This is a genomic window from Ruegeria sp. HKCCD4884, from assembly GCF_013110855.1.
Taxonomy (GTDB): domain Bacteria; phylum Pseudomonadota; class Alphaproteobacteria; order Rhodobacterales; family Rhodobacteraceae; genus Ruegeria.
Window position 1 is genome coordinate 84,433 of sequence record NZ_WVRJ01000016.1, and the last position, 22,927, is coordinate 107,359.

Consider the following 22,927-nt stretch of genomic DNA (forward strand, 5'->3'; position numbering starts at 1 on the left):
CTTTTTCCAAATACTCCCGCCGGAGGCTTCCAAACGCAGCCTTCCGCGCAAGCGCAAAAGGACAATACCAAGATGGCCAAAGCATTCGCGTCCCAGGGGGACATGTCGGAGAAAAAGATCAGCTTCACCGAAGTGGGCGAAGGGCTCTATGCCTTTACGGCCGAAGGCGACCCGAACTCGGGCGTCATCATCGGCGATGACAGCGTGATGATTGTCGAGGCGCAGGCGACACCGCGTCTGGCCAACAAGGTGATCGAGTGCGTTCGATCAGTTACAGACAAGCCGATCACGCATGTGGCACTGACCCACTACCACGCCGTTCGCGTTCTGGGCGCAAGCGCGTTTGGCGCTCAGCAAATACTGATGTCAGACATGGCCCGCGCCATGGTCGTAGAACGCGGGCAGGAGGATTGGGACAGCGAGTTCCATCGGTTTCCTCGCCTGTTCGAAGGGCACGAAAGCATCCCCGGCCTGACCTGGCCCACCACCACGTTCAGCGACACGATGACCGTCTATCTGGGCAATCGTCGCGTGGATCTGATGCATCTGGGCCGTGCGCACACTGCCGGTGATATCGTAATTCATGTGCCAGATCAGAACGTGATGTTTACCGGTGACATCGTCGAATACCATTCGGCCTGCTATTGTGGTGACGGGCACTTCAACGACTGGGGTGACACGCTGGATGCGATCAAATGGTTCGATGTCGATGCCATCGCTCCGGGTCGGGGTGACGCGCTGGTTGGCAAAGAAATGGTAAACGCCGCAATCGAGAACACCCGCGATTTCGTCAGCAGCACCTACCGCCCGGCCGCCAAGGTGGCTGCACGCGGCGGCAGCCTGAAGGAAGCCTGGGACGCCGTGCGCGCCGAATGCGATCCCAAATTCGCTGACTACGCAATCTACGAACACTGCCTGCCGTTCAACGTGGCGCGCGCCTATGACGAGGCACGCGGCATCGACACGCCGCGTATTTGGACCGCCCAGCGCGACCTTGAGATGTGGGAAGCCCTGCAAGGATGATAAAACGACCCGGTTTGATCCAGATCGTTTTTCGCGGCGGGATTCGATGAAACCATAAGCCAAGGCCTCCGGCGCCTGTCGCCGGGGGACAGGATATGCAGCACTTTGGTGCATCTGCTTGGGGGGAGCCCATGAACAAGATCTTTGAAACGCCGCTTTATGGCTATGAACGCAGCCCTGATCAGGACAGTCCCACGCCCGTCAGGCGCAAGGTCATCGTGATTGGTGCCGGTCCGGTTGGTTTGGCCGCCGCCATCGATCTGGCCCAACAAGGGATCGAAGTTGTGGTTCTGGACGAGAACGACAAGGTCAGTTTCGGCAGCCGCGCTATTTGTTTTTCTCAGCGCACTTTGGAAATTGCCGACCGTCTGGGATGTGGACACCGCTTGGTCGACAAAGGCGTGTTGTGGGATCGCGGCAAGGTCTTTTTCGATGATCGCCAGGTCTATGACTTCAACCTGCAACCGGATGAAGGATATGCCAATCCGGCTTTCATCAACCTGCAGCAATACCATTTCGAAGATTACTTCGTTCAACGGGTTCGCGAGCTTCAGGCAGAAGGCGCACCGATTGAAATTCGTGGGCGCAACAAGGTCGAGGCCATTGGCACGCACGAGGATCACGTTCGGATGGAGGTCGAAACCCCCGAAGGCCCCTACACGCTTGAGGCTGAATGGCTGATCGCCTGTGACGGAGCCACCTCCCCCACCCGCCGGATGCTAGGTATCGACTTCGAAGGGCGCGTGTTCGAAGACAACTTCCTGATCGCAGATGTGATCATGGATGCAGATTTCCCCTCGGAACGCTGGTTCTGGTTCGACCCACCGTTCAATCGCGGTCAATCTGCACTGCTCCATAAACAGCCTGACAACGTCTGGCGCATCGACCTGCAATTGGGCTGGGACATCGACAAGGAACGTGAAAAGCGCCCCGAGAATGTCATCCCACGCCTCAAGGCGATGCTGGGCGAAGACGTCGAGTTCCAGCTGGAATGGGTCTCGATCTATACCTTCCAGTGTCGCCGCATGGAAAGCTTCCGCAAGGGGCGTGTTCTGTTTGCGGGCGACAGTGCGCATCAGGTCAGCCCCTTTGGCGCACGCGGGGCAAACTCGGGTTTGCAAGATACCGACAATCTGTGCTGGAAACTGAAGCTGGTGCTCGAGGGCAAAGCCCCTGAAAGCCTGTTGGACACCTACAACGCGGAACGCGTGCAGGGGGCCGACGAAAATATCCAGAAATCCAGCCGGTCGACCGATTTCATCACGCCAAAATCCGAAATGTCGCGGCTTCTGCGCGATGCGGTTCTGGATCTAAGCGAGAAGTATGAATTTGCCCGACCGCTGGTGAACTCGGGCCGGTTAAGCCAGCCCTGTACCTATGACGGGTCTTCGTTGAACTCGGCCGATGCGCTGAACGGCCCAGCCTGCACACGCCCGGGGTCGGCCTGCCCGGATGCCCCACTGGGCGATGAATTCCTGCTGCCCAAGCTGGCGGGCAAATTTACCTTGCTGACCATTGATGCCGATGCCCCAGACGCTCTGGAAGAGGATGGGATTGAGGTCACTCGGCTGGCGTTGTCGGTCAAAGACGACCTGACGCTGGCTCTCAAACGTCGTTACTTGGGTAATGCAACCAGCGCTGTGTATCTGATCCGCCCGGATCAGCACGTAGCCGCTCGGCGGGACAGCTTTGAAGAAAACAGTTTCCGTCATGCGATCCGCAGAGCTTGCGGTAAGGAGTAAGCGCAATGTCAGACTTGATCCTAACCCCCAATTTCGACAACGCCGACGACTTTTACGCCACCCTTTTGGCGGCGCATGAAGGGCTTGAAAAAGCCGACAGCGACGCGCTGAACGCCCGACTGGTGTTGGTACTTGCCAATCACATCGGCGACGGAACGGTGTTGTCCGACGCCATTCGTGCAGCCGCTTTGACCGAAAACTGACGGGTTTTAACGTGAACAAACCCGTTCTCTTCGACTATTGGCGATCCTCAGCCAGCTATCGTGTGCGGATCGCCCTGAATTTAGCCGCTATCGACTATGACGCGGTTGTTGTCGATCTGGTAAGCGGCGAACACAAAAGCGCTGAGCATTTGGCACGAAATCCGCAAGGGTATGTGCCGGTACTGGAGGTCGACGGGCACCGCCTGACACAGTCTTTGGCCATCCTCGACTATCTGGACCGAACGCGCCAACTTAATTTACTACCCGACGACGCGGTCGAGCGCGCGCGTGTACAGGCACTTGCATATGCGATTGCGGTGGATATTCACCCGGTCTGCAACCTGTCTGTCGCACGTCATGCGACGTCGTTAAGCAAAGAAGCAACCGACATGCCCGGAGATTGGATGCGGTACTTCATCCGGCCCGGCTTGCAAGCTTTTGAGAGCATGTTGGGCACCTTTGAACAGACACCATATTGTGTCGGTTCGGAGCCCGGCCTCGCCGACATCTGCTTGATCCCCCAACTCTACAACGCACGCCGCTGGCAGGTGGACCTGTCGGACATGCCACGTGTTCGGGGGGTTGAAGCCGCCTGTGCTAGTCATCCGGCCTTTGTTGCAGCGCACCCCGACGCGCATGCACCCCAATAACCCTGCACAGGCCCTGTGTGCCTGTGCGCCTAGGCGTTTGCCCCGTTTGACCTTAGCTTTGACAAATCAAAGAAATGAGGTCCCCCATGCCCGAGATCACCGGCTACCACGCCCATGTCTATTTCGATGCCGACACGCAGGATACGGCGCAACAGGTCTGTGAAGAGGCCGCTCGGCTGTTCCCGGTTCAGATGGGGCGTATGCATGCCCGTAACGTCGGTCCTCATCCGCGCTGGAGTTGCCAGTTGGGCTTTGACGCCGATGCTTTTGATCAGGTCATGCCATGGCTGATGCTGAACCGGCAGGGCCTGACCGTGTTCACCCACCCCGAAACCGGCAATCATCTGGAAGATCACCGTGATCGGGCAATCTGGATGGGTGAGATGCTGGATCTGAACCTTTCGATCTTCGACAAGCTTTAGTCCAGCGACCGCGCCTGATCCCGCAGGACAAATTTTTGCACCTTGCCCGTAGATGTCTTCGGCAGGGTGCCAAACACGACGGTCTTAGGTGCTTTGAAATGGGCCATGTTGTCCCGACAGAAGGCAATCAGCTCTGCTTCGGTCGCGGTTGCTTCGGGTTTCAGCTCGACAAAGGCACAAGGCGTTTCGCCCCATTTTTCGTCTGGACGCGCGACCACAGCCGCCTCCATCACTGCCGGGTGTTTATAAAGGATACCCTCGACCTCAACGGACGAGATATTCTCGCCACCTGAAATGATGATGTCCTTGGATCGATCCTTGAGCGCGATATATCCATCGGGATGCATGACGCCCAGATCGCCGGATGCAAACCAGCCGCCTTTAAAGGCCCCGTCCGTGGCGTCCGGGTTCTTGAGATACCCTTTCATCACCACGTTGCCCTGCATGAAAATCTCACCCATGGTTTCGCCATCAGAAGGCACGGGTTCCATCGTTTCGGGATCGGCCACCATAAGGCCAGACAACGCCGTGTACCGCACACCCTGCCGTACTTTCAGAGCAGCGCGATCTTCTGGCCCTTTCTCATTCCACTCGTCTTTCCAGGCACACACGACCGAGGGCCCGTACGTCTCGGTCAGGCCGTAGACATGGGTGACCTCGACGCCCATCGCCTCCATCGCTTCGATCACTGCCGCAGGCGGCGGGGCACCTGCGGTCATTACCTTGATCTGGTGATCAAAGTCTTTCAGCCCGTCCGGTGCATGGGCCAGCATGTTCAAAACGATGGGCGCACCGCAGAAATGGGTGACTTTCTCATCTCGGAACGCCGCATAGATCGGCTCGGCCCGCACGGCACGCAGACAGACAGACACACCCGCATTCGCCGCCATGGCCCAAGGGAAACACCAGCCATTGCAGTGAAACATCGGCAGTGTCCACAAGTAGACGGAATGTTTGGGCATATCCCAATCCAGCAAGTCCGACTGCGCGTTCAGGGTTGCGCCCCGGTGATGATAAACAACCCCTTTCGGGTTGCCTGTTGTACCAGAGGTATAGTTCAGCGTGATTGCGTCCCACTCATCGTTTGGCAAGGACCAATTGAATTCCGGGTCACCTTCGCTCAGCAAAGCATCATATGTCAGACTGCCCAGTGTCTCACCGCCCTCAAAGCTCGGGTCTTCGATATCGATAATCAAAATGTCACGCTCGACCTGCTTCAGCGCCTCTTTCACAACACCTGAAAACTCCGGGTCAACCAGCAGCACCTTGGCTTCGGCGTGATTTAGAATGAAAGCGACGATTGGTGCATCCAGGCGCGTATTGATGGCGTTCAAAACAGCGCCTGCCATCGGCACGCCAAAATGAGCCTCATACATCTCGGGAATATTCGCTGCGATGATTGAAACGGTATCGCCCTTGCCGATGCCACGCGCACGCAACGCACCCGCCAATCGTCGGCACCGGGCATAGGTTTCAGCCCAGCAATACCGGCGGTCCCCATACACCACCGAGGGGTAATCCGGATAGACCTGCGCCGTTCGCTCAAGGAACGTCAGCGGCGACAAAGGCGTGTAGTTGGCCCGGCTTTTGTCCAAATGACGCTCGTAGATGTTTGTGGCTGTCATCCGCTGATCCTCCCAAATCAAAGTCCGCGCGACTTGAGCATAATCTTGGTGCTCTGACAAATCCGTAGTAATACGATAGGCCCAACTTCTGGCAATATGGGATGGCGCGATCTGGCCCTACTTACAACGGGCCTTTCGCGGTGATCTGAAGCATCTTAAACACAGGCGGGGGTATGGCCTGACCAATAGCCCCTCAAGCGCATCTCAGTGAAAGGACTTGTCATGGACGGCACGTTCAACGAAAACGATCTTTCCCGCGTGGTCGAGGCCGACCGCGCTCATATCTGGCACCACCTGATTCAGCATAAACCCTTTGAAACCAATGACCCGCGCATCATTGTCGAAGGCAAAGGCATGCGCGTCTGGGACCAGAAGGGCAAGGAACACCTGGATGCTGTTTCTGGTGGAGTGTGGACCGTGAACGTTGGCTATGGCCGCGAATCGATCTGCAAGGCCGTCTATGATCAGTTGATGAAACTGTGTTATTTCGCCAACTCGGCAGGCTCGATCCCCGGCGCAATCTTTGCCGAACAGCTGATCGACAAGATGCCGGGAATGAGCCGGGTTTACTACACCAACTCCGGTTCTGAAGCGAACGAGAAAGCCTTCAAGATGGTCCGTCAGATCGCGCATAAGCGCTACGGCGGCAAGAAGACCAAGATTCTGTACCGCGACCGCGACTATCACGGCTCGACTTTGGCAACCATGTCGGCCGGCGGTCAGGATGAACGGACTGCGCAATACGGACCTTTCGCGCCTGACTTCGTACGCGTGCCGCACTGCATGGAATACCGCAAGCACGAACTGGACGGCGCACCGGAAGAGAATTTCGGCGAATGGGCGGCGGATCAGATCGAAAAGGTCATCCTGCGCGAAGGCCCCGACACAGTTGGTGCCCTGTGCCTTGAACCGGTAACAGCTGGCGGCGGCGTAATCGAAGCGCCCGAAGGGTATTGGCAGCGCGTGCAGGAGATCTGCAAGAAATACGACGTGCTGCTGCATATCGACGAGGTTGTCTGCGGTGTTGGCCGGACCGGCGCATGGTTCGGATACCAGCAATACGGCATCAAGCCAGACTTCGTGACCATGGCCAAAGGCGTGGCCTCGGGCTATGCGGCGATTGCCTGCATGGTCACCACTGAAGAAGTCTTTGACATGTTCAAGGACGACGCGTCGGATCCGCTGAACTATTTCCGTGACATCTCGACCTTTGGCGGCTGCACGGCCGGTCCGGCGGCAGCGATTGAGAACATGCGCATCATCGAAGATGAGAACCTGCTGGGCAACTGCACCGACATGGGCGACCGCATGATGGGCAACCTGCAGGCGCTGATGGAAAAGCACAAAGTCATTGGTGACGTACGCGGCAAGGGCCTGTTCCTGGGCGCTGAATTGGTCGCGGATCGTGGATCGAAAGAGCCGGTGGACGAGAAGCTGGCTCAGGCCGTTGTCGCCGATTGTATGGCGCAGGGCGTCATCATCGGGGCCACCAACCGCTCGATCCCCAGCCGCAACAACACCCTGTGCTTCTCGCCCGCGCTGATCGCCACGGCAGATGACATTGACCAGATCACCGATGCGGTCGATGGCGCGCTGGGGCGTGTTTTCGGGTAAGCTGACCGAATATTAAAAAAAGAAAAACCGGCACATCGAGTGTCGGTTTTTTTTGTGAATGGTCGAAGTGCGGACAAAGCGGTCATTTTCTTGCGCCGAATCTTGTCATCCGTATGCTCATATTCACGACTGAACAAACGGAGCATTCTCCTAAATGAAGTTTTTCCCCCGCAGATATTTCTGGTCATTCTCAATGGCTTTGGTTTCGTTGACGACTGTACCAAGCCCTTCATTCGCACAAGTTTCGGAGAGTGTAACATCTCAAGTCATCTATGTTCCCTCCTACTCGCGAGTTTTCACGCAGGAGGGGCGCAGCGAACCGCTCGCGTCTACCCTCGTTGTGCACAACATTAGTCTTCAATCAGAGATCAAAGTTGAGCGCGTCGAATATTACGACAGAGCGGGGCAGCTTCTGGAAACCCTCATAAATGAGCCCGTTCAACTGATGCCATTTGGGTCAATGAATGCGCTTGTACCTATTGGTAGCGTCGGAGACGGCATTGGCGCGAATTTCGTAGTCACATGGTCGGCAGAAGTTCCGGTGTCACCCCCTATCGTAGAAGCAATCATGGTCGGTGGAAGCGGCACTCAAGGGATCTCGTTTACAAGCCGAGGTCAGGTGTTGTCACAAGAACCGTAACACCGACCACTACTTTGCTTCTATGTGACCAGCTCGACTATTAAGCTGATACCTAAGCAACAGTGACTGGTTCTTTGCCACTGCGACTGGAGCTAAGTTTGGGCTCAGAGCTGACATTCTCTACGTTCAAAAAAGGCCGCTCCAATCGGGACGGCCTTGAACTCGCAATCTCTCGAAAGAGGATCAGGCAGTCAGAGCGGCCAGCGTTTGGGCCACTCTCTGCTTTGCATTTTGCCCAAAGCGGTTCGTCAATGCCTCAGGCTGTTCCTGCTATTTCAACATGACGCTGTTGCAGCTCGATTTGCCTCTGCACCGCCACAGGATCAAGATCGCTTTCAGCGGGAGTGTCGATGCCAAAATGGCCGAAATTGTCTTCGCCGCGTACCAGCATTGCCGTATCGAGATCATGTTTGGTCTGACGTACATGCGCCGCAAGATACTGGATATTCAGCCCAATTCGGCGATCCTTGCTTTTGTTTGGCATCGAGGCATGTAGCGTCCAACCATGGTGAAAACTCGCCTCGCCCGGACGCAGCGGACAAAGCTTGGCTTGGCTCTCATCAACTCCAAGAACAGTCTGCCCCTGCAAAAGAACGTTATCGTCGTCTTCCGTTGTTTCATGGCTCATCACACCGTTCGCATGACTTCCCGGGAGCATTCGCATGCAACCGCTTTCCTCGTCCGCTGGCGACAAGGCGAGCCAAGCGGATACCTGGTCGTCATGACTCAGGCCCCAATACGTCAGATCCTGATGCCAACTGACATGCGAGGTCGAGCCAGGTTCTTTGATGATATAGGTAACATTGTACAAAAGAATGTCGGGCCCGATCAGCGCTTCGATGAGATCGAGCATAAGGGGGTGCGTAGCAAGCTTGTACGGCGAAGTTAGAATTGTGTGCGCTTTGGACTTATAATGCATGGACGCGCTCAGCTGGCGCTCGGCCCATTCCATTGCGGCCCGGTGTTCTTGCGCTTCGACTTCAGTCAGGATCGGAACACCACCTACATAACCGTCCCGAATGTAAGCGTTCGCCCAAGTTCTTACCCTTTGGTCGATTCCCATAGTCGCCTCCCACGAAATGACTAAGCAATCGTTAGTGGAAAAACATGACCTGCCAAGCCTGTTTCGGCTTCGGTTTGCGTCGGCGCCAATGAAAATTGAAACATACCGTACCGAATGCGTGCTTGGGGCATTCGAACCCATGATGCAAAAAGACCGCCCCAAAAGGGACGGCCTTTCATTCACTGTCTCTTTTCAGAGGATCAGGCGGTCAGAGCGGCCTGAGCTTTGGCGACGATCGCGCCGAACGCTTCCGGTTCGTGCACGGCCAGGTCGGCCAGAACTTTGCGGTCCACTTCGATACCGGCCAGGTTCAGGCCGTTGATGAAGCGGGAATATGTCAGAGCTTCGTCATGCGAACGGACAGCAGCGTTGATACGCTGGATCCACAGCGCGCGGAAGTTGCGCTTGCGGTTCTTACGGTCGCGGGTTGCATACTGGTTGGCCTTGTCGACAGCCTGACGGGCAACCTTGAAGGTGCTCTTGCGGCGGCCATAGTAACCTTTGGCAGCCTTGATGACCTTCTTGTGACGGGCGTGAGTTACGGTTCCACCTTTAACGCGGGACATCTCTTAATCTCCTCTTAGCGGTCGTAGGGCATGTAGCCCTTGACGATCTTGGCGTCGGGGGCGGACAGGGTGGTGGTGCCACGGGCGTCGCGGATGAACTTCTTGGTCCGCTTGATCATGCCGTGCCGCTTGCCGGCCTGGCCTGCCATGACCTTACCGGTTGCAGTCACCTTGAAGCGCTTTTTGGCGCTCGACTTGGTCTTCATCTTAGGCATTTCCGTCTCCTTTTTCGGGTTCGGTTCAAAACGCGACTCGGCATGCCATCTCGGCCGGTCACGCGATCAGAAGCGCCATTTACGCAAGTTCCGTCATACTGGCAAGGGGGATTCGACCAGAATCTGCGCTTTGTGCGCGGTTGGCCTGACACCGGGGCGACGGTTGCCGCCCCGGTGGTTTGTGTTAATGGCCGAACTTGCGGATTTCACCGCTTTTCAGCCGTTCTGCATAAGATGCCAGTTCCTGACGCACCACTTTCATCAGGAAGTAGAGCGCAAAGACGTTCACCACAGCCATCGCAAAGATCGCCGCATCCGAGAAGTCGATGACAGGGCCCAGATTGGCCGCCGCACCGATGACAACGAAGATGCAGAAGATGATCTTGAACACCAGCTCTTTGGTGTGACCTTCGCCGAACAGGTAAGTCCAGGCTTTGAGGCCGTAATAGGACCAGCTGATCATGGTCGAGAAGGCAAACAGAACCACGGCAATCGCCAGGATGAAGGGGAACCAGCTGAACGCGCTGCCGAAGGCGGCGGAGGTCAGGCTGACGCCGGAGTTGCCATCAACGGTGGCAATGGCGTTACCCGCCTCGTTCAGCATGTAGTTGCCCGTCGCCGGATCGACGATCAGCTGCTGCGTGATAATGATTACCAGCGCTGTCATGGTACAAATCACAACGGTGTCGATGAACGGTTCAAGCAACGATACAAAGCCTTCGGTGATCGGTTCCTTGGTCCGAACAGCCGAGTGTGCAATGGCGGCCGAGCCCACACCCGCTTCGTTCGAAAACGCCGCTCGGCGGAAGCCCTGGATCAGCGCACCGACCATGCCGCCCGCAACACCGAGACCCGTGAAGGCACCCGCGAAGATCTGGCCAAAGGCCCAGCCGATCTGATCAGCGTGCATAATGATGATGACCAGTGCTGCCAGCACATACATCACGCCCATGAACGGTACGACCTTTTCAGTCACACGCGCGATCGACTTCAGACCACCTACGATTACCGCAAAGACAATGGCCGCAAAGACCAGACCAGTGATCCAACCGGGGTAATCCCCGACGATTCCTGCGATCTGCTGGTGCGCCTGATTGGCCTGGAACATGTTGCCCCCGCCCAGCGCACCAAGGATACAGAAGATCGAGAAAAGAACCGCGAGGATCTTACCGCCAGGCAATCCAAGCTCTGCAAAGCCCTTGGACATATAATACATCGGGCCGCCCGAGACGGTGCCATCGTCATATTCATTGCGGTATTTCACGCCCAGTGTACATTCGGTGAATTTTGAAGCCATGCCCAACAGGCCCGCGACGATCATCCAGAACGTGGCTCCCGGCCCACCGATCCCGATGGCAACCGCCACACCGGCAATGTTACCAAGACCAACAGTACCAGACAGCGCCGTGGCCAGAGCCTGAAAGTGGCTGACCTCACCGGCATCATTCGGGTCGGAATAGTCGCCTTTGACAAGGCTGATCGAGTGCCCGAAGAAGCGGAACTGCACGAAAGCGAAATACAGCGTGAAAACCGTGGCCGCGACGACCAGCCAACCGACGATCCAAGGAAATCCGGTTCCCGGAAACGGTGCGAAGATAAAGCTGACAAAGGGCCCGGTTGCATCGGCAAAGGCCTGATTGATCTTGTCATCCAGACCCGGAGCCTCTTGCGCCGAAGCCGCGGTGGCCATGCAAGCGGCAATCGCCGCAAGATACAGGTGTTGTAGCGTTTTCATTTTCCTGCCCACCTCAATTTACTACTGTGACCGGTACGTCGGCATGCATCACAAGGTTTTGTGTTGAGCTGCCGAAGATACGTTTCTTGATCCCATCCGCCGAAGCCCGACCCACAACGATTTGTGAGCCGCCGTTTTCGACCGTGATGGCATTAAGAGTTTCCGCCACATCGCCATGTCGAACGACGCCTTGTGCTTCGAAACCAGCTGCCTTGAGGGCATCAACGGCGGGCGTCACAATACGTGACGACGCCAAAGCGACCTCTTCCTCACGCCGTTTGTGGCGCAGGGCGTTTTCTTCCGGTGTTTGGAATGTGTATGGGGACCATTCTATCACATAGGCGACCAGCAATTCGCATGTTCCGATCAGCTTTGCCAGATCTTTGGCAAAGGCAATCGCGCGTTCGCCGGTCTCTGTCCCGTCGAGTCCTATGACAATCTTTGTTGTCATCTTGTTCCTCCATTATTGTTGTTCATTCCGGGGCCCGTGCCCCCGGCAGGGCAGCCGGAACTTGGAACGTTGGCTAAGACTGCCCTTAGGTCATTTATCTGGAAATTCTACCCACGAATGAAGCCCATTGTGTCAAATTCGCCCGTACGGGTCAAATTTCGCTTATAAATCAAGTTTTTCGCGTACAAAAAAAGGAAACGGCCGCTTTGCCAGCGGCCGCTAATTGAATTCCGGGACTATCCGGGGAAAAGCCTATTCAGGATCGGTGCTGTAGATCAGTCGCTCATCGCAGGGGGCCACGCGCAGGATGTTGGTGGTACCCGGAACATTGAAAGGTACGCCCGCCGTGACCACAATCTGATCCGCCTCGGACGCAAATCCCCCAGCACGTGCAGCGCGGGCCGCGTTGACCACTGCACCCTTGAAGCGTTGCAGTTCAGGCGTCATCACGCAGTTACAGCCCCAGCTCAGACACAACCGACGCGCCGTGCCGCGTTGCGAGGTCATGGCAATGATCGGCACCCCTGGACGTTCGCGCGCAGTCAGAGAGGCCGTTGTGCCGCTTTGGGTGAAACAACAGATGGCCTTGATGTCGGTCTTTTCTGCGATCTCACGGGCTGCTGCGACGATGCCATCGGCAACAGTGGTGCCCTTGGCAGTGCGCGAGGCGGAGATGATCTGGGTATAAGTCGGGTCGGCCTCAACCTCGATGGCGACCTTGTTCATGGTCTGCACAGCCTCAACCGGATAGGCTCCAGCGGCCGATTCCGCGCTGAGCATGATGGCGTCCGTGCCTTCATAGATCGCCGTCGCCACATCCGATACCTCGGCGCGGGTGGGCATCGGGCTTTCGATCATGCTTTCCAACATCTGGGTCGCCACAATGACCGGTTTGGCAGCACCACGGCACCTACGGACCAGACGTTTCTGGATTGGCGGCACAGCAGAGACCGGCAGTTCCACGCCCAAATCACCCCGCGCCACCATGATCCCATCTGACGCATCGAGAATATCGTCAAACGCCTCAACCGCAGCGGGCTTTTCAATCTTTGACAGGATCGCAGCACGACCGTCAGCCAAAGACCGGGCCTCGAACACATCCTTGGCACGCTGTACGAAGCTCAGCGCCAGCCAGTCGACACCCAGCTGACAGACAAACTCCAGATCGTCGCGGTCCTTGGCCGACAACGCCGCCAGCGGCAGCACAACATCCGGGACATTCACACCCTTGCGGTTCGAGATGGTGCCGCCAACCTCGACCGTGCAGTTGGCGAAATCCTGACCGCAGTCCTGAACCGTCAGGCGGATCTTGCCATCATTCACCAACAGGCGCGCACCCGGCTCAAGCGCCGCAAAAATCTCGGGGTGCGGCAGGCATACTCTGTTTATGTCTCCGGCGGCGGGATCAAGATCAAGGCGGAAGGCCGCGCCTTCCTCCAACTCTTCCGCCTCATTGGCAAAGACGCCAACGCGCAGCTTTGGCCCCTGAAGGTCAGCCAGAATGGCAATCGGGCTGTCCAGATCCTTTTCGACCTGCCGAATAATCTTGTGCCGCTCGCGAATCTCATCGTGGCTGCCGTGGCTCATGTTCAGTCGAAACACATCGGCCCCGGCCTCGTGCAAAGCACGAATGGTGTCATAGTCACTCGACGCCGGTCCCAGCGTCGCCACGATTTTTACATTTCTCAGGCGTCGCATTGGTCTTGATCTCCTTACGTCGTCTTACTTGCTGGTTAGGGTACAGCAAAATGTTACCGCAAACATCGGCTGAGTGCTTATTGCGCAATTCCCTTTTCAAAGCAACTGCCCTACACCTGCGACAAACTAGATGACAGGCTCATGACATACACCCCATTTTTCGTCCATGGCGCGGATCGCCCGTCGCGCTGGTTGATTACATGTGATCACGCAACCAATACCGTTCCCCCCGAAGTAAACGGCGGCGACCTTGGCTTGCCGCGTGAAGATATGGAACGTCACATTGCCTATGATGTCGGGGCATATGAAGTCTCCAAACATCTGGGTGAGATTTTGGATGCACCAGTGATTGCCGCCAATTTCTCGCGTCTTGTAATCGACCCCAACCGTGGCGAGGACGACCCGACCCTGTTGATGAAGCTCTATGACGGTTCGATCATCCCCGGCAATCGCCACGCGGACGCCGCCGAGCGCGTACAGCGGCTGAACATGTGCTATCGCCCCTATCACGAGGCGTTGGCGCAGATGGCCGCCCTGCCCCATGCAGTGGTCGTTTCAATGCACTCCTTCACCCGCCAGCTTCGCGGACGTGATCCTCGCCCCTGGCACATCGGCGTCTTGCACACTCCGGACGAACGTTTTTCACGCCCCCTGATCGAACGTCTTCAGGCCGAAGATGATCTGTGTGTTGGCGTCAACGAACCTTACACTGGCGTGTTGCCGGGTGACGCGATTGACAAGCATTGCACCGCTTTTGGCCGCCCTAACGCTTTGATCGAGCTGCGCAATGACCTGATCGGCGACCACGAGGGGCAGCGAGAATGGGCCGAACGTTTGGCAGTTGTCTTGCAAGACGCACTGGATTCCAGTGACCTTTGAAGACGCAGGTCGCCGTTTGCGATCCGTACTTCACGCTGTTGTGAGCGCACCGCTTGATCCCCATATAGTAGGGGAAAGGGGATCGTCGTGACACATGAGTTTCTGATAACGTTTTTCGGCTGGATGGCCACCCTCAATATCGCGGTTCTTCTGTTCACCACTGTCATGGTCCTGCTGTTGCAGGATTGGATTGCGGGCATTCATGGCAAGCTGTTCCAAATGGAGCAGCCAGACGTGAAACGTGCGTATTTCAGATATCTTGCCAATTACAAGATTCTAACCCTTGTCTTTTGCATTGTGCCCTGGCTGGCTTTGAAACTGATGTAGGCGGGCCAGCCGGCTTATTGTAACAAGGCTGCGGGGTTGTTAGGTCAAGCACAGCACACAAAGCCACCCGGAGCAGCCTTATGGACAAGCAAACCGAAATCGAACTTCAGGCCGCCGCGTTTCGTCGGCTGCAAAAACACCTGATGGAAGACCGCACCGACGTTCAGAACATCGACATGATGAATCTGGCCGGATTCTGCCGCAATTGCCTGTCGCGCTGGTACCAGGAAGCCGCCAATGAAAAAGGCATCGAGATGGGCAAGGACGAGGCCCGCGAGGTGTTTTACGGCATGACCATGGACGAATGGAAAGCCAACTATCAGACCGATGCCGGCCCCGAGAAACAGGCTGCCTTCAAAGTTGCTTTCGAAGAAAATGTAACGAAAAAGGGCTGAGCCCAAATAAAAAGCCCGCCAAATCGGCGGGCCTTTTCTTTAGATCGCTGCCTTGCGGCTTTCGTCCAGATAAATTTCGCGCAGCCGTTTGGCAATCGGCCCCGGTGTGCCGTCGCCCAGCGCGACCCCGTCGATCTCGACCACCGGCATCACAAAAGCACTGGCCGAGGTGGTGAAGGCTTCATCCGCTTCTTTGGCCTCGTCGACGGTGAACAGGCGCTCTTCAATTTCCATCTGCGCTTCGGCTGCCATGCGTAATACAGCCTTACGCGTGATTCCGTGCAAGATGTCGTTGGACAGCGGGCGGGTGACGATCTTGCCGCTCTTGACGAAATAGGCGTTGTTGCTGGTGCCTTCGGTCACATATCCGTCTTCGACCATCCACGCATCGTCGCAGCCTGCTTTTTTGGCCATCATCTTGCCCATCGACGGATAGAGCAGCTGAACGGTTTTGATATCGCGGCGGCCCCAGCGGATATCTTCAATCGAGATGATTTTGGCGCCTTTCTGTGCAGCCGGACTATCGGCCAGCCCTGGCTTGTTCTGCGTAAACAGAACAAGGCTGGGTTTGGTATCTGCGGATGGGAAAACAAAATCCCGGTCGCCATCACTGCCGCGTGAGACCTGCAGATAAACCAGACCTTCTTCGATGCTGTTCACCTCAACCAGCTTGCGGTGAATCTCAAGCAACTCGTCCTTGGTGCAGGGTTCGGCCATCTCCAACTCGTCCAGCGATCGTTTCAGGCGAACCGCATGACCTTCGAAGTCGATCAGCTTGCCATCCAAAACGCTGGTGACTTCGTAAACCGCGTCTGCAAACAGGAAGCCACGGTCAAAGATGGATACCTTGGCTTCGGTCTCGGGCAGGTATTCGCCATTCACGTATACGGTTCGGGTCATGTTTGTCTCCTCAGCCCCAGAGCGCGGACACCGGCAGGTGCACTCCGGCGTCGTCAAAAATCAGCGGGGTGTCGCGGTCTTCGGCCAACAAAAGCGGCCCGTCAAGGTCTGTCACCATCGCACCCTGCGCCAGAAGTGTCGCAGGAGCCATGGCAAGTGAACTGCCAACCATGCAACCCACCATGATGTCATAGCCTTCGGCAATTGCCGCCTTGCGCAATTCCAGCGCCTCGGTCAGACCGCCGGTTTTGTCGAGCTTGATGTTGATGACATCATATTTGCCCTTCAACTTGGGCAGGCTGGCGCGATCATGGCAGGATTCGTCCGCGCAAACCGGCACAGGACGATCCATCCCAATCAACGCATCGTCGTCCCCCGCAGGCAAAGGTTGCTCAACCAGCGCCACGCCCAAACGTACCAGATGCGGAGCGAGGTCTGCGTAAACCTCGGCAGACCACCCTTCGTTCGCGTCCACAATAATCTTGGATTCAGGCGCACCAGCACGCACAGCCTCAAGCCGGGGCATATCATCAGGCGTGCCCAGTTTGATCTTCAACAGAGGACGATGTGCATTCTCAGCCGCCTGTTTCTGCATCGCCTCCGGCGTGTCCAGCGACAATGTGTAGGCCGTGATCTCGGGGCCGGGTACCGGCAGGCCAGCCAGATCCCAAGCACGCTTGCCAGCGCGTTTGCATTCCAGATCCCACAACGCGCAATCCACGGCGTTCCGGGCAGCACCCGCAGGCAGCAGGTCCATCAGCGACTGTCGGCTAAAGTCCACAGGCAGACCGGCAATCTCGGCCTCAACCGACTCGAGCGTTTCATCATATCGCGCGTAAGGAACGCACTCGCCCCAGCCCTGATGCGTCCCATCCGAAACCCGAACCGTCAGCACTTTTGCTTCGGTTCGCGACCCGCGCGAGATGGTAAAAACCTGCGCCAGCCGAAACACATCGCGAGAGACCTCTATCTGCACGCAACCGCTCCTTCATCTTTTTCCAAATACTCCCGCCGGAGGCGGAAAACCCGCCACCAGCACGTGTCTCAGATCATATCGCAGCCAGCGCGTCCACCAACTTGCCGGATCCAAAGCGGAACGGGTCGGTTGCAGGCAGGCCCATGTCGGCTTCGATTTTGGCCAGATAAGCCGTCGCATCCTCTTCAGACATATGCTGCGTGTTCACCGAAACGCCGACAACCTGACAATCCGGATTCGCAACTTTGGCCAGCGCCAGCGCGGTGTCACGCAGGGCTTCCAACGATGGCTGCTGATAAGTCGGCAGACCACGCATATGTTCACGGGTGGGTTCGTGGCTCAGGATCAGCGCGTCCGGCTGACCCCCATGGATCAGTGCCATCGTCACGCCGGAATAAGACACGTGGAACAGCGAACCCTGCCCTTCGATCAGGTCCCAATGGTCTTCATCATTGTCGGGCGTCAGCCATTCGATCGAACCCGCCATGAAGTCCGCAATCACCGCGTCAAGCGGAACTCCATCGCCAGTGATCAGGATGCCGGTCTGGCCGGTCGCCCGGAACGTTGACTTCATACCACGCTTGCGCATTTCCGCGTCCATCGCCATCGCAGTGTACATCTTGCCGACCGAACAATCGGTGCCCACAGCCAGACAACGCTTGCCCTTGCGCTTGATTCCGTTGGCAATTGGGTAATCCACCTCAGGCACACGCACGTCGTGCAGCTTTTGACCGGTTGCTTCGGCGACGGCCACCAGATCGGGTTCGTCGCGCAGAAGGTTGTGCAGGCCCGAGGCCAGGTCGAATCCTTCCTCCAGCGCCATAACCAGGACCTTTTTCCAGTCCTGGCTGATGACACCGCCACGATTGGCCACGCCGATAACCAAAGTCTTTGCACCGGCTTCTTTTGCCTCGGTCAGGGTCATATCCGTCAGACCCAGGTCAGCCTTGCACCCTTCCATGCGGTATTGGCCGACGGCGTTTTCGGGACGCCAATCTTTGATGCCCACAGCCACTTTGGCCGCCAATTGGTCGGGCGCATCGCCCAAAAACAGCAGGTACGGTGTCTCGATCATTGCGGTCACTCCTTTGATTCCGACCTAAGCTAGAGAAGCGGCAAAACGAGCGTTTCGCGTTTTTGTCCGCCCAGAATGGTCGGCGCGCGATTATCGTGCGCAGATTTGCCAAGAAGCGCAAAAATCTTCGAATTTTTCAAAGTGACTAAACTTTAATCACCTTCTTCAACTTGCTCCATTGCTGCATTCTGCAACCGCATTGCCGCAGGTGCACAAACGCTCTTGCGCCGCCATGCGCAATTTAATACCTCATTGAGCAGGAAAATCGCAATTTCATTACTCACACGAGGTCCAGATGAGTTTTCGCATCCAACCTGCCGCACCGGCGCGTCCAAACCGTTGTCAGCTTTTTGGCCCCGGGTCGAACACCAAGCTGTTCCCCAAAATGGCCGCTTCGGCTGCGGATGTGATCAACCTTGACCTCGAGGATTCGGTTGCGCCTTCGGACAAGGATGTTGCACGCACCAATGTCATTGAAGCGCTGAATACCGTTGATTGGGGCAACAAATACATGTCCGTCCGGATCAACGGGTTGGACACGCCCTACTGGTACCGCGATGTTGTCGACGTTCTTGAGCAGGCAGGCGACCGTTTGGACCAGATCATGATCCCCAAAGTCGGATGCGCGGCGGATGTCTATGCGGTGGACGCGCTGGTCACTGCCATCGAACGCGCCAAGGGCCGCACAAAACCAATCAGCTTTGAGGTCATCATCGAATCTTCTGCCGGCATCGCGCATGTCGAAGAAATCGCGGCCTCATCCCCCCGCCTTCAGGCCATGAGCCTTGGGGCAGCGGATTTCGCAGCCTCGATGGGAATGCAGACCACCGGCATCGGCGGCACGCAGGAAAACTACTATATGCTGCGCGATGGTGAAAAACACTGGTCTGATCCGTGGCACTGGGCGCAAGCCGCCATCGTTGCTGCTTGCCGAACTCATGGCGTGTTGCCGGTGGATGGGCCGTTCGGTGATTTCAGCGACGACGAAGGCTATATCGCGCAGGCCAAACGGTCGGCAACTTTGGGTATGGTCGGTAAATGGGCGATCCATCCCAAGCAAATCGCATTGGCCAATCAGGTCTTTACCCCATCGGACGAAGCCGTTTCCGAGGCGCGCGAAATTCTTGCGGCCATGGAGCAGGCCAAGGCAAATGGCGAAGGCGCGACTGTTTATAAAGGGCGTTTGGTCGACATCGCCTCAATCAAGCAGGCCGAAGTCATTGTGGCTCAGGCTGAACTGATTGCGGCAGGCAGCTAAGTTAAAAAAGGGCGCTCAATCGAGCGCCCTTTTTTTGCGGATACTTCAACGACCAAATACTTCATTGGGTGTCCACGTAAAGCGTTCACCCTTTTTTCCTGACTTCATCATCAAGCAAGAGGTTCCCAATTTCTGGAAGTAAACGATCTTCAACGGATACCAACCCGCTTTGGGCACTTCTACTTCGGTGCGCTGATTGGCTTCACAGCCTTGAATGCCGGATACACGGCCAATCTGTTGGCCTCCTACATAGGCCTCGATCCCGTCGTTGGACCACGTTTCCAGCTCGTAAACCCCCGGCGAGTTGAACCGCATATAGCCCGTCACCTCGGCGGCAACATTGTAAGCTTGGTCGAACGTCATAACGTCTTCGCCCTTGCTTGTGTCCCTGTAATCCAACCCCCGCAGTGGTTGTCCGGGCTTTGCTTTAGACAATAGGCTTTTCGCCTGACTCAAATCCCGGATCTTCTTGTGCTGGTTGCCCGTACCAAAGTACTTTACGTTCAACCCTGCCTTCGGGCTGGGTTGCGGACTGGCGGGTTGTAGTTTCAGCGGTGCAGACCAAGCGGCCCCGGCAACCACCGACACAGCAATTGCGGCTGCCAATGTTTGAACAAGTTTCATCGTTATCTCCCTGTTTGCGTGCCGTTTTGGCTAGGCTTATCCCCTGGCAACGTCATTACAGTGACACTAGGCCCTGAATTTTTACCCTGCAAGAGAGTGAAGCTTCACAATTTCAGACGTTACGCGCGCAAGTCCTTGGGCGATCCCATAACCACATACGACGTGATCGACGTAACATGGGGCAGTGTTCCCAACACCTCGGTATGAAAAGTCTTGTAGGACGGCAGGTCGGCGCATTCGACCCGAAGTAAGTATTCGATAGTGCCAGTGATGTTGTGGCATTCGACAACCTCGGGGGCTTGTTGCAGCGCGCGTTCAAACCCCTCTTGCGCGGCCTTTGTGTGCTCACCCAAGCCAACACCGATATAGGCAACAAAGCCTACCCCCATAGCGGTTGGGTCCAGAACCGCGCGATAGCCAGTGATAACCCCGGCCTTTTCAAGCTCTTGCACGCGGCGCAGACAGGCCGAGGGCGACAGACCGACCCGTTCGGCCAATTCCAGGTTACTGATCCGCCCATCACGTGTTAATTCACGCAATATCTGGCGGTTTATTTGATCATTCTTCATCATAAGTTGCGAACTTACCGAAAAGACGCACGAAAAAGCAATTTCATTCTTTCAGACCCCGGCAATACTGCGCGCCATGACCTATGACATCCTGATGGCCCTGATCGTCTTCGCCTTCGTGACCTCGATCACCCCGGGGCCAAACAACCTGATGCTGATGGCATCAGGCGCGAATTTTGGTTTTCGACGCTCGATCCCGCATATGTTGGGCATTGGCCTGGGGTTCACGGTCATGGTGCTGCTGGTGGGTGCAGGGTTGGTACAGGTGTTCTACAGGTACCCGATCAGCCACACAGCGTTGAAAATCGTTTCCGTCGTTTATCTGCTGTATCTGGCTTGGAAGATTGCACATGCCGCACCAGCGAAAGGAGCCGAGGCGTCGGGTGTCCCCATGACCTTCCTGCAAGCGGCCGCCTTTCAATGGGTGAATCCCAAGGCGTGGGCCATGGCCCTGACGGCCACGACGGCATATGCCCCCAATCAAACGCTGTACGCGATCCTGCTGGTGGCCCTTGTTTTTGGGGCCGTCAATCTGCCCTCGGTCAGCACCTGGACGGTCCTTGGGCAGCAGATGGCGCGCGTGCTGACAAATCCGCGCAGGCTGGTGGCCTTCAACTGGACTATGGCCGCGCTGCTTATTGCCTCGCTTTACCCTGTGCTTTGGCCGCATTGAGTTATGATGACAAGCAGTGGTTCTTGGGCTATCCCGCATAGCATCTGACACGCTATGCGGCATACAAGAAAGGTACCCCTGATGGCCAACCCACTTTACAATGGTTTGTTCGGCGTTCACGCAGGAAAAGACACAACTTTTTTGTATTTACCTGATGATAAAACCCTCAGCTATCAGGCGTTTTTGAATGCCGCGGCTCAGATCGCGCATGTATCGGCAAAACTGGGTCTGAAACCCGGGGATCGCGTGGCCGCACAGATCGAAAAATCGCCCGAGGCGTTGGCGCTTTTTGCCGCCTGCGCACAGGCTGGCCTTGTGTTCCTGCCCCTCAACACCGCCTATACCGTCGATGAACTCACGTATTTCATAGAAAACAGCGGCGCGTCTCTTGTCGTTTGTGATCACTCCGCTCTCGAAAAGCTAAAACCGGTAGCGGCCCGGCTTGATGCGCAGGTTGAAACCCTGAACGCCGATGGCTCGGGCTCTTTGACGGAACAGGCAAAAGGTATGCCTGTGCATTTCGAGACCGTTGACCGGGACGGAGAGGATTTGGCGGCCTTCCTCTATACATCCGGAACTACGGGGCGGTCGAAGGGCGCGATGCTATCGCAGAACAACTTACTGTCCAACGCGCAGACATTGGTCGAAGAATGGCGCTTTACTTCTAACGACGTGCTGCTGCACGCCTTACCGATCTTTCACACCCATGGGCTGTTTGTGGCGACTAACGTCATGCTGGCAGTCGGGGGCAGCATGATCTGGCTGCCCAAATTCGATCTGGACCAGATCATCGACTGGATGCCGCGCGCCACGTCAATGATGGGCGTTCCAACTTTCTACACCCGCCTTCTGGGCGACGCGCGTTTCACCAAGGACCTGTCGGCCCATATGCGGTTGTTCGTGTCCGGCTCGGCCCCTTTGCTGGCCGACACCCATGTGCAGTTCGAGGATCGTACCGGCCACCGTATCCTGGAACGCTATGGCATGACCGAAACCAATATGAACACGTCAAACCCCTATGACGGCGAGCGGCGCGCAGGAACCGTTGGCTTCCCGTTGCCCGGGGTCGAACTCAAGGTCTGCGACACCGATGGCAACACCCTTCCGCAAGGAGAAATCGGTGTCCTAGAGGTACGCGGCCCCAACGTCTTCAAGGGCTATTGGCAGATGCCCGAGAAGACCGCTGCGGAGCTACGCGCGGATGGGTTCTTCATCACCGGCGATCTGGGGCGCATAGATGAGGACGGATATGTCCATATCGTCGGGCGCAACAAAGACCTGATCATCTCGGGCGGGTATAACATTTACCCCAAAGAGATCGAGTTGGTTCTGGATGACCAGCCCGGCGTTTTGGAAAGCGCGGTGATTGGTGTCCCGCACCCCGATTTCGGCGAAACCGTCCTGGGTGTGATCGTGGCCGAGCCCGGAGAAAGCCCCGATTTGGACCAGATACAAACCTCAGTGTGTGAAAGCCTGGCGCGGTTCAAACATCCGCGCAAATTGATCGTGATGGATGAACTTCCCCGCAATACCATGGGCAAAGTTCAGAAAAACATCTTACGCGATCAGTACAAGGACATGTTCTCAAACGCCTAAGGCCGAGC

Annotated in this window: 25 protein-coding genes; 13 read left to right on the forward strand and 12 right to left on the reverse strand. The window is 56.6% G+C overall.

Features of this window, described 5'->3' with window-relative positions; translation table 11 throughout:
• Positions 1-72 precede the first annotated feature (72 nt).
• The 5 genes from GS636_RS19790 to GS636_RS19810 all read left to right on the forward strand — a co-directional run bounded on the left by GS636_RS19790 (position 73) and on the right by GS636_RS19810 (position 4,040).
• Positions 73-1,023, forward strand: a complete 951-nt coding sequence (locus tag GS636_RS19790) for an MBL fold metallo-hydrolase (RefSeq protein ID WP_171671864.1) — start codon at positions 73-75, stop codon at positions 1,021-1,023.
• Between the two features lie 131 nt (positions 1,024-1,154).
• Positions 1,155-2,765, forward strand: a complete 1,611-nt coding sequence (locus tag GS636_RS19795) for an FAD-dependent oxidoreductase (RefSeq protein ID WP_171671866.1) — start codon at positions 1,155-1,157, stop codon at positions 2,763-2,765.
• Between the two features lie 5 nt (positions 2,766-2,770).
• The gene (locus GS636_RS19800) at positions 2,771-2,968 is read left to right on the forward strand and encodes a DUF2783 domain-containing protein (protein WP_171105539.1); all 198 of its coding nucleotides are present in this window, start codon (positions 2,771-2,773) and stop codon (positions 2,966-2,968) included.
• 11 nt (positions 2,969-2,979) lie between these two features.
• Positions 2,980-3,618 carry a maleylacetoacetate isomerase gene (gene maiA / locus GS636_RS19805; RefSeq protein ID WP_171671867.1) on the forward strand — a complete coding sequence of 213 codons (639 nt, stop codon included), beginning with the start codon at positions 2,980-2,982 and terminating at the stop codon, positions 3,616-3,618.
• Between the two features lie 86 nt (positions 3,619-3,704).
• Positions 3,705-4,040 (forward strand): DOPA 4,5-dioxygenase family protein, encoded by a 336-nt coding sequence (locus GS636_RS19810; RefSeq protein ID WP_171671868.1) that lies wholly within the window; start codon positions 3,705-3,707, stop codon positions 4,038-4,040.
• On the opposite strand, the gene GS636_RS19815 is transcribed toward GS636_RS19810, so the two are convergent.
• Positions 4,037-5,665 carry an acyl-CoA synthetase gene (locus GS636_RS19815; protein ID WP_171671869.1) on the reverse strand — a complete coding sequence of 543 codons (1,629 nt, stop codon included), beginning with the start codon at positions 5,663-5,665 and terminating at the stop codon, positions 4,037-4,039. The genes GS636_RS19810 and GS636_RS19815 overlap by 4 nt on opposite strands.
• A gap of 222 nt (positions 5,666-5,887) precedes the next feature.
• On the opposite strand from GS636_RS19815, the gene GS636_RS19820 reads away from it, so the two are divergent.
• Together GS636_RS19820 and GS636_RS22925 are read left to right on the forward strand one after the other, a co-directional pair.
• A complete protein-coding gene (locus tag GS636_RS19820; protein WP_171671961.1) occupies positions 5,888-7,279 on the forward strand; it encodes an aspartate aminotransferase family protein in 1,392 nt (463 codons plus the stop codon).
• A gap of 193 nt (positions 7,280-7,472) precedes the next feature.
• On the forward strand, positions 7,473-7,919 hold the full coding sequence (locus GS636_RS22925; RefSeq protein WP_371808753.1) for a DUF3124 domain-containing protein: 447 nt from the start codon (positions 7,473-7,475) through the stop codon (positions 7,917-7,919).
• Positions 7,920-8,175: 256 nt separating this feature from the next.
• On the opposite strand, the gene GS636_RS19830 is transcribed toward GS636_RS22925, so the two are convergent.
• From GS636_RS19830 to pyk, 6 genes are all read right to left on the reverse strand, one after another.
• Positions 8,176-8,982: a phytanoyl-CoA dioxygenase family protein gene (locus tag GS636_RS19830; RefSeq protein WP_171671872.1), complete on the reverse strand. Its 807-nt coding sequence runs from the start codon at positions 8,980-8,982 to the stop codon at positions 8,176-8,178.
• Between the two features lie 200 nt (positions 8,983-9,182).
• Entirely contained in the window at positions 9,183-9,548 is a 366-nt protein-coding gene (rplT, locus tag GS636_RS19835; protein WP_152457001.1) for a 50S ribosomal protein L20, read from the reverse strand.
• Positions 9,549-9,562: 14 nt separating this feature from the next.
• Positions 9,563-9,763: a 50S ribosomal protein L35 gene (rpmI, locus tag GS636_RS19840; protein ID WP_005981143.1), complete on the reverse strand. Its 201-nt coding sequence runs from the start codon at positions 9,761-9,763 to the stop codon at positions 9,563-9,565.
• 184 nt (positions 9,764-9,947) lie between these two features.
• On the reverse strand, positions 9,948-11,498 hold the full coding sequence (locus tag GS636_RS19845; protein ID WP_171671875.1) for a sodium:alanine symporter family protein: 1,551 nt from the start codon (positions 11,496-11,498) through the stop codon (positions 9,948-9,950).
• A gap of 13 nt (positions 11,499-11,511) precedes the next feature.
• Entirely contained in the window at positions 11,512-11,949 is a 438-nt protein-coding gene (locus tag GS636_RS19850; protein WP_171671877.1) for a universal stress protein, read from the reverse strand.
• Between the two features lie 252 nt (positions 11,950-12,201).
• Positions 12,202-13,647 (reverse strand): pyruvate kinase, encoded by a 1,446-nt coding sequence (gene pyk, locus GS636_RS19855; RefSeq protein ID WP_171096255.1) that lies wholly within the window; start codon positions 13,645-13,647, stop codon positions 12,202-12,204.
• Positions 13,648-13,788: 141 nt separating this feature from the next.
• Between pyk and GS636_RS19860 the strand changes: the two genes are divergently transcribed.
• From GS636_RS19860 to GS636_RS19870, 3 genes are all read left to right on the forward strand, one after another.
• Entirely contained in the window at positions 13,789-14,526 is a 738-nt protein-coding gene (locus GS636_RS19860; RefSeq protein ID WP_171671880.1) for an N-formylglutamate amidohydrolase, read from the forward strand.
• Positions 14,527-14,613: 87 nt separating this feature from the next.
• A complete protein-coding gene (locus GS636_RS19865) occupies positions 14,614-14,853 on the forward strand; it encodes a DUF6868 family protein (RefSeq protein WP_171671882.1) in 240 nt (79 codons plus the stop codon).
• Between the two features lie 80 nt (positions 14,854-14,933).
• Positions 14,934-15,248, forward strand: a complete 315-nt coding sequence (locus GS636_RS19870; protein ID WP_171671885.1) for a DUF1244 domain-containing protein — start codon at positions 14,934-14,936, stop codon at positions 15,246-15,248.
• A 39-nt stretch (positions 15,249-15,287) separates the two neighbouring features.
• On the opposite strand, the gene GS636_RS19875 is transcribed toward GS636_RS19870, so the two are convergent.
• The 3 genes from GS636_RS19875 to dgcN form a co-directional block, all read right to left on the reverse strand.
• On the reverse strand, positions 15,288-16,148 hold the full coding sequence (locus GS636_RS19875; protein WP_171671888.1) for a D-amino-acid transaminase: 861 nt from the start codon (positions 16,146-16,148) through the stop codon (positions 15,288-15,290).
• Between the two features lie 10 nt (positions 16,149-16,158).
• A complete protein-coding gene (dgcA, locus tag GS636_RS19880) occupies positions 16,159-17,124 on the reverse strand; it encodes an N-acetyl-D-Glu racemase DgcA (RefSeq protein WP_171671890.1) in 966 nt (321 codons plus the stop codon).
• A gap of 73 nt (positions 17,125-17,197) precedes the next feature.
• Complete coding sequence (dgcN, locus tag GS636_RS19885) at positions 17,198-18,199, reverse strand: N-acetyltransferase DgcN (RefSeq protein ID WP_171188813.1); 1,002 nt, start codon at positions 18,197-18,199, stop codon at positions 17,198-17,200.
• 295 nt (positions 18,200-18,494) lie between these two features.
• Between dgcN and GS636_RS19890 the strand changes: the two genes are divergently transcribed.
• Positions 18,495-19,457, forward strand: coding sequence for an L-malyl-CoA/beta-methylmalyl-CoA lyase (locus GS636_RS19890; protein ID WP_171188811.1), 963 nt, complete (start codon positions 18,495-18,497; stop codon positions 19,455-19,457).
• A gap of 45 nt (positions 19,458-19,502) precedes the next feature.
• Here GS636_RS19890 and GS636_RS19895 read toward each other — a convergent pair whose 3' ends face one another.
• Both GS636_RS19895 and GS636_RS19900 read right to left on the reverse strand, forming a co-directional pair.
• Complete coding sequence (locus GS636_RS19895) at positions 19,503-20,081, reverse strand: PA14 domain-containing protein (protein ID WP_171096268.1); 579 nt, start codon at positions 20,079-20,081, stop codon at positions 19,503-19,505.
• 119 nt (positions 20,082-20,200) lie between these two features.
• The gene (locus GS636_RS19900; protein WP_171671893.1) at positions 20,201-20,653 is read right to left on the reverse strand and encodes an Lrp/AsnC family transcriptional regulator; all 453 of its coding nucleotides are present in this window, start codon (positions 20,651-20,653) and stop codon (positions 20,201-20,203) included.
• 73 nt (positions 20,654-20,726) lie between these two features.
• Here GS636_RS19900 and GS636_RS19905 point away from each other — a divergent pair, with 73 nt between their 5' ends.
• Positions 20,727-21,323: a LysE family translocator gene (locus tag GS636_RS19905; protein ID WP_171671895.1), complete on the forward strand. Its 597-nt coding sequence runs from the start codon at positions 20,727-20,729 to the stop codon at positions 21,321-21,323.
• Positions 21,324-21,404: 81 nt separating this feature from the next.
• The gene (locus tag GS636_RS19910; RefSeq protein WP_171671898.1) at positions 21,405-22,919 is read left to right on the forward strand and encodes a malonyl-CoA synthase; all 1,515 of its coding nucleotides are present in this window, start codon (positions 21,405-21,407) and stop codon (positions 22,917-22,919) included.
• Positions 22,920-22,927: the final 8 nt, after the last annotated feature.

What these genes read in the sequence shown, in the direction of transcription:
- GS636_RS19790 (WP_171671864.1), top strand. Translation starts at nt 73, where the DNA reads ATGGCCAAAGCATTCGCGTCCCAGGGGGACATGTCGGAGAAAAAGATC.
- GS636_RS19795 (WP_171671866.1), top strand. Translation starts at nt 1,155, where the DNA reads ATGAACAAGATCTTTGAAACGCCGCTTTATGGCTATGAACGCAGCCCT.
- GS636_RS19800 (WP_171105539.1), top strand. Translation starts at nt 2,771, where the DNA reads ATGTCAGACTTGATCCTAACCCCCAATTTCGACAACGCCGACGACTTT.
- GS636_RS19810 (WP_171671868.1), top strand. Translation starts at nt 3,705, where the DNA reads ATGCCCGAGATCACCGGCTACCACGCCCATGTCTATTTCGATGCCGAC.
- GS636_RS19815 (WP_171671869.1), bottom strand. Translation starts at nt 5,665, where the DNA reads ATGACAGCCACAAACATCTACGAGCGTCATTTGGACAAAAGCCGGGCC.
- GS636_RS19820 (WP_171671961.1), top strand. Translation starts at nt 5,888, where the DNA reads ATGGACGGCACGTTCAACGAAAACGATCTTTCCCGCGTGGTCGAGGCC.
- GS636_RS22925 (WP_371808753.1), top strand. Translation starts at nt 7,473, where the DNA reads ATGGCTTTGGTTTCGTTGACGACTGTACCAAGCCCTTCATTCGCACAA.
- GS636_RS19830 (WP_171671872.1), bottom strand. Translation starts at nt 8,982, where the DNA reads ATGGGAATCGACCAAAGGGTAAGAACTTGGGCGAACGCTTACATTCGG.
- rplT (WP_152457001.1), bottom strand. Translation starts at nt 9,548, where the DNA reads ATGTCCCGCGTTAAAGGTGGAACCGTAACTCACGCCCGTCACAAGAAG.
- rpmI (WP_005981143.1), bottom strand. Translation starts at nt 9,763, where the DNA reads ATGCCTAAGATGAAGACCAAGTCGAGCGCCAAAAAGCGCTTCAAGGTG.
- GS636_RS19845 (WP_171671875.1), bottom strand. Translation starts at nt 11,498, where the DNA reads ATGAAAACGCTACAACACCTGTATCTTGCGGCGATTGCCGCTTGCATG.
- GS636_RS19850 (WP_171671877.1), bottom strand. Translation starts at nt 11,949, where the DNA reads ATGACAACAAAGATTGTCATAGGACTCGACGGGACAGAGACCGGCGAA.
- pyk (WP_171096255.1), bottom strand. Translation starts at nt 13,647, where the DNA reads ATGCGACGCCTGAGAAATGTAAAAATCGTGGCGACGCTGGGACCGGCG.
- GS636_RS19860 (WP_171671880.1), top strand. Translation starts at nt 13,789, where the DNA reads ATGACATACACCCCATTTTTCGTCCATGGCGCGGATCGCCCGTCGCGC.
- GS636_RS19870 (WP_171671885.1), top strand. Translation starts at nt 14,934, where the DNA reads ATGGACAAGCAAACCGAAATCGAACTTCAGGCCGCCGCGTTTCGTCGG.
- GS636_RS19875 (WP_171671888.1), bottom strand. Translation starts at nt 16,148, where the DNA reads ATGACCCGAACCGTATACGTGAATGGCGAATACCTGCCCGAGACCGAA.
- dgcN (WP_171188813.1), bottom strand. Translation starts at nt 18,199, where the DNA reads ATGATCGAGACACCGTACCTGCTGTTTTTGGGCGATGCGCCCGACCAA.
- GS636_RS19890 (WP_171188811.1), top strand. Translation starts at nt 18,495, where the DNA reads ATGAGTTTTCGCATCCAACCTGCCGCACCGGCGCGTCCAAACCGTTGT.
- GS636_RS19895 (WP_171096268.1), bottom strand. Translation starts at nt 20,081, where the DNA reads ATGAAACTTGTTCAAACATTGGCAGCCGCAATTGCTGTGTCGGTGGTT.
- GS636_RS19900 (WP_171671893.1), bottom strand. Translation starts at nt 20,653, where the DNA reads ATGATGAAGAATGATCAAATAAACCGCCAGATATTGCGTGAATTAACA.
- GS636_RS19905 (WP_171671895.1), top strand. Translation starts at nt 20,727, where the DNA reads ATGACCTATGACATCCTGATGGCCCTGATCGTCTTCGCCTTCGTGACC.
- GS636_RS19910 (WP_171671898.1), top strand. Translation starts at nt 21,405, where the DNA reads ATGGCCAACCCACTTTACAATGGTTTGTTCGGCGTTCACGCAGGAAAA.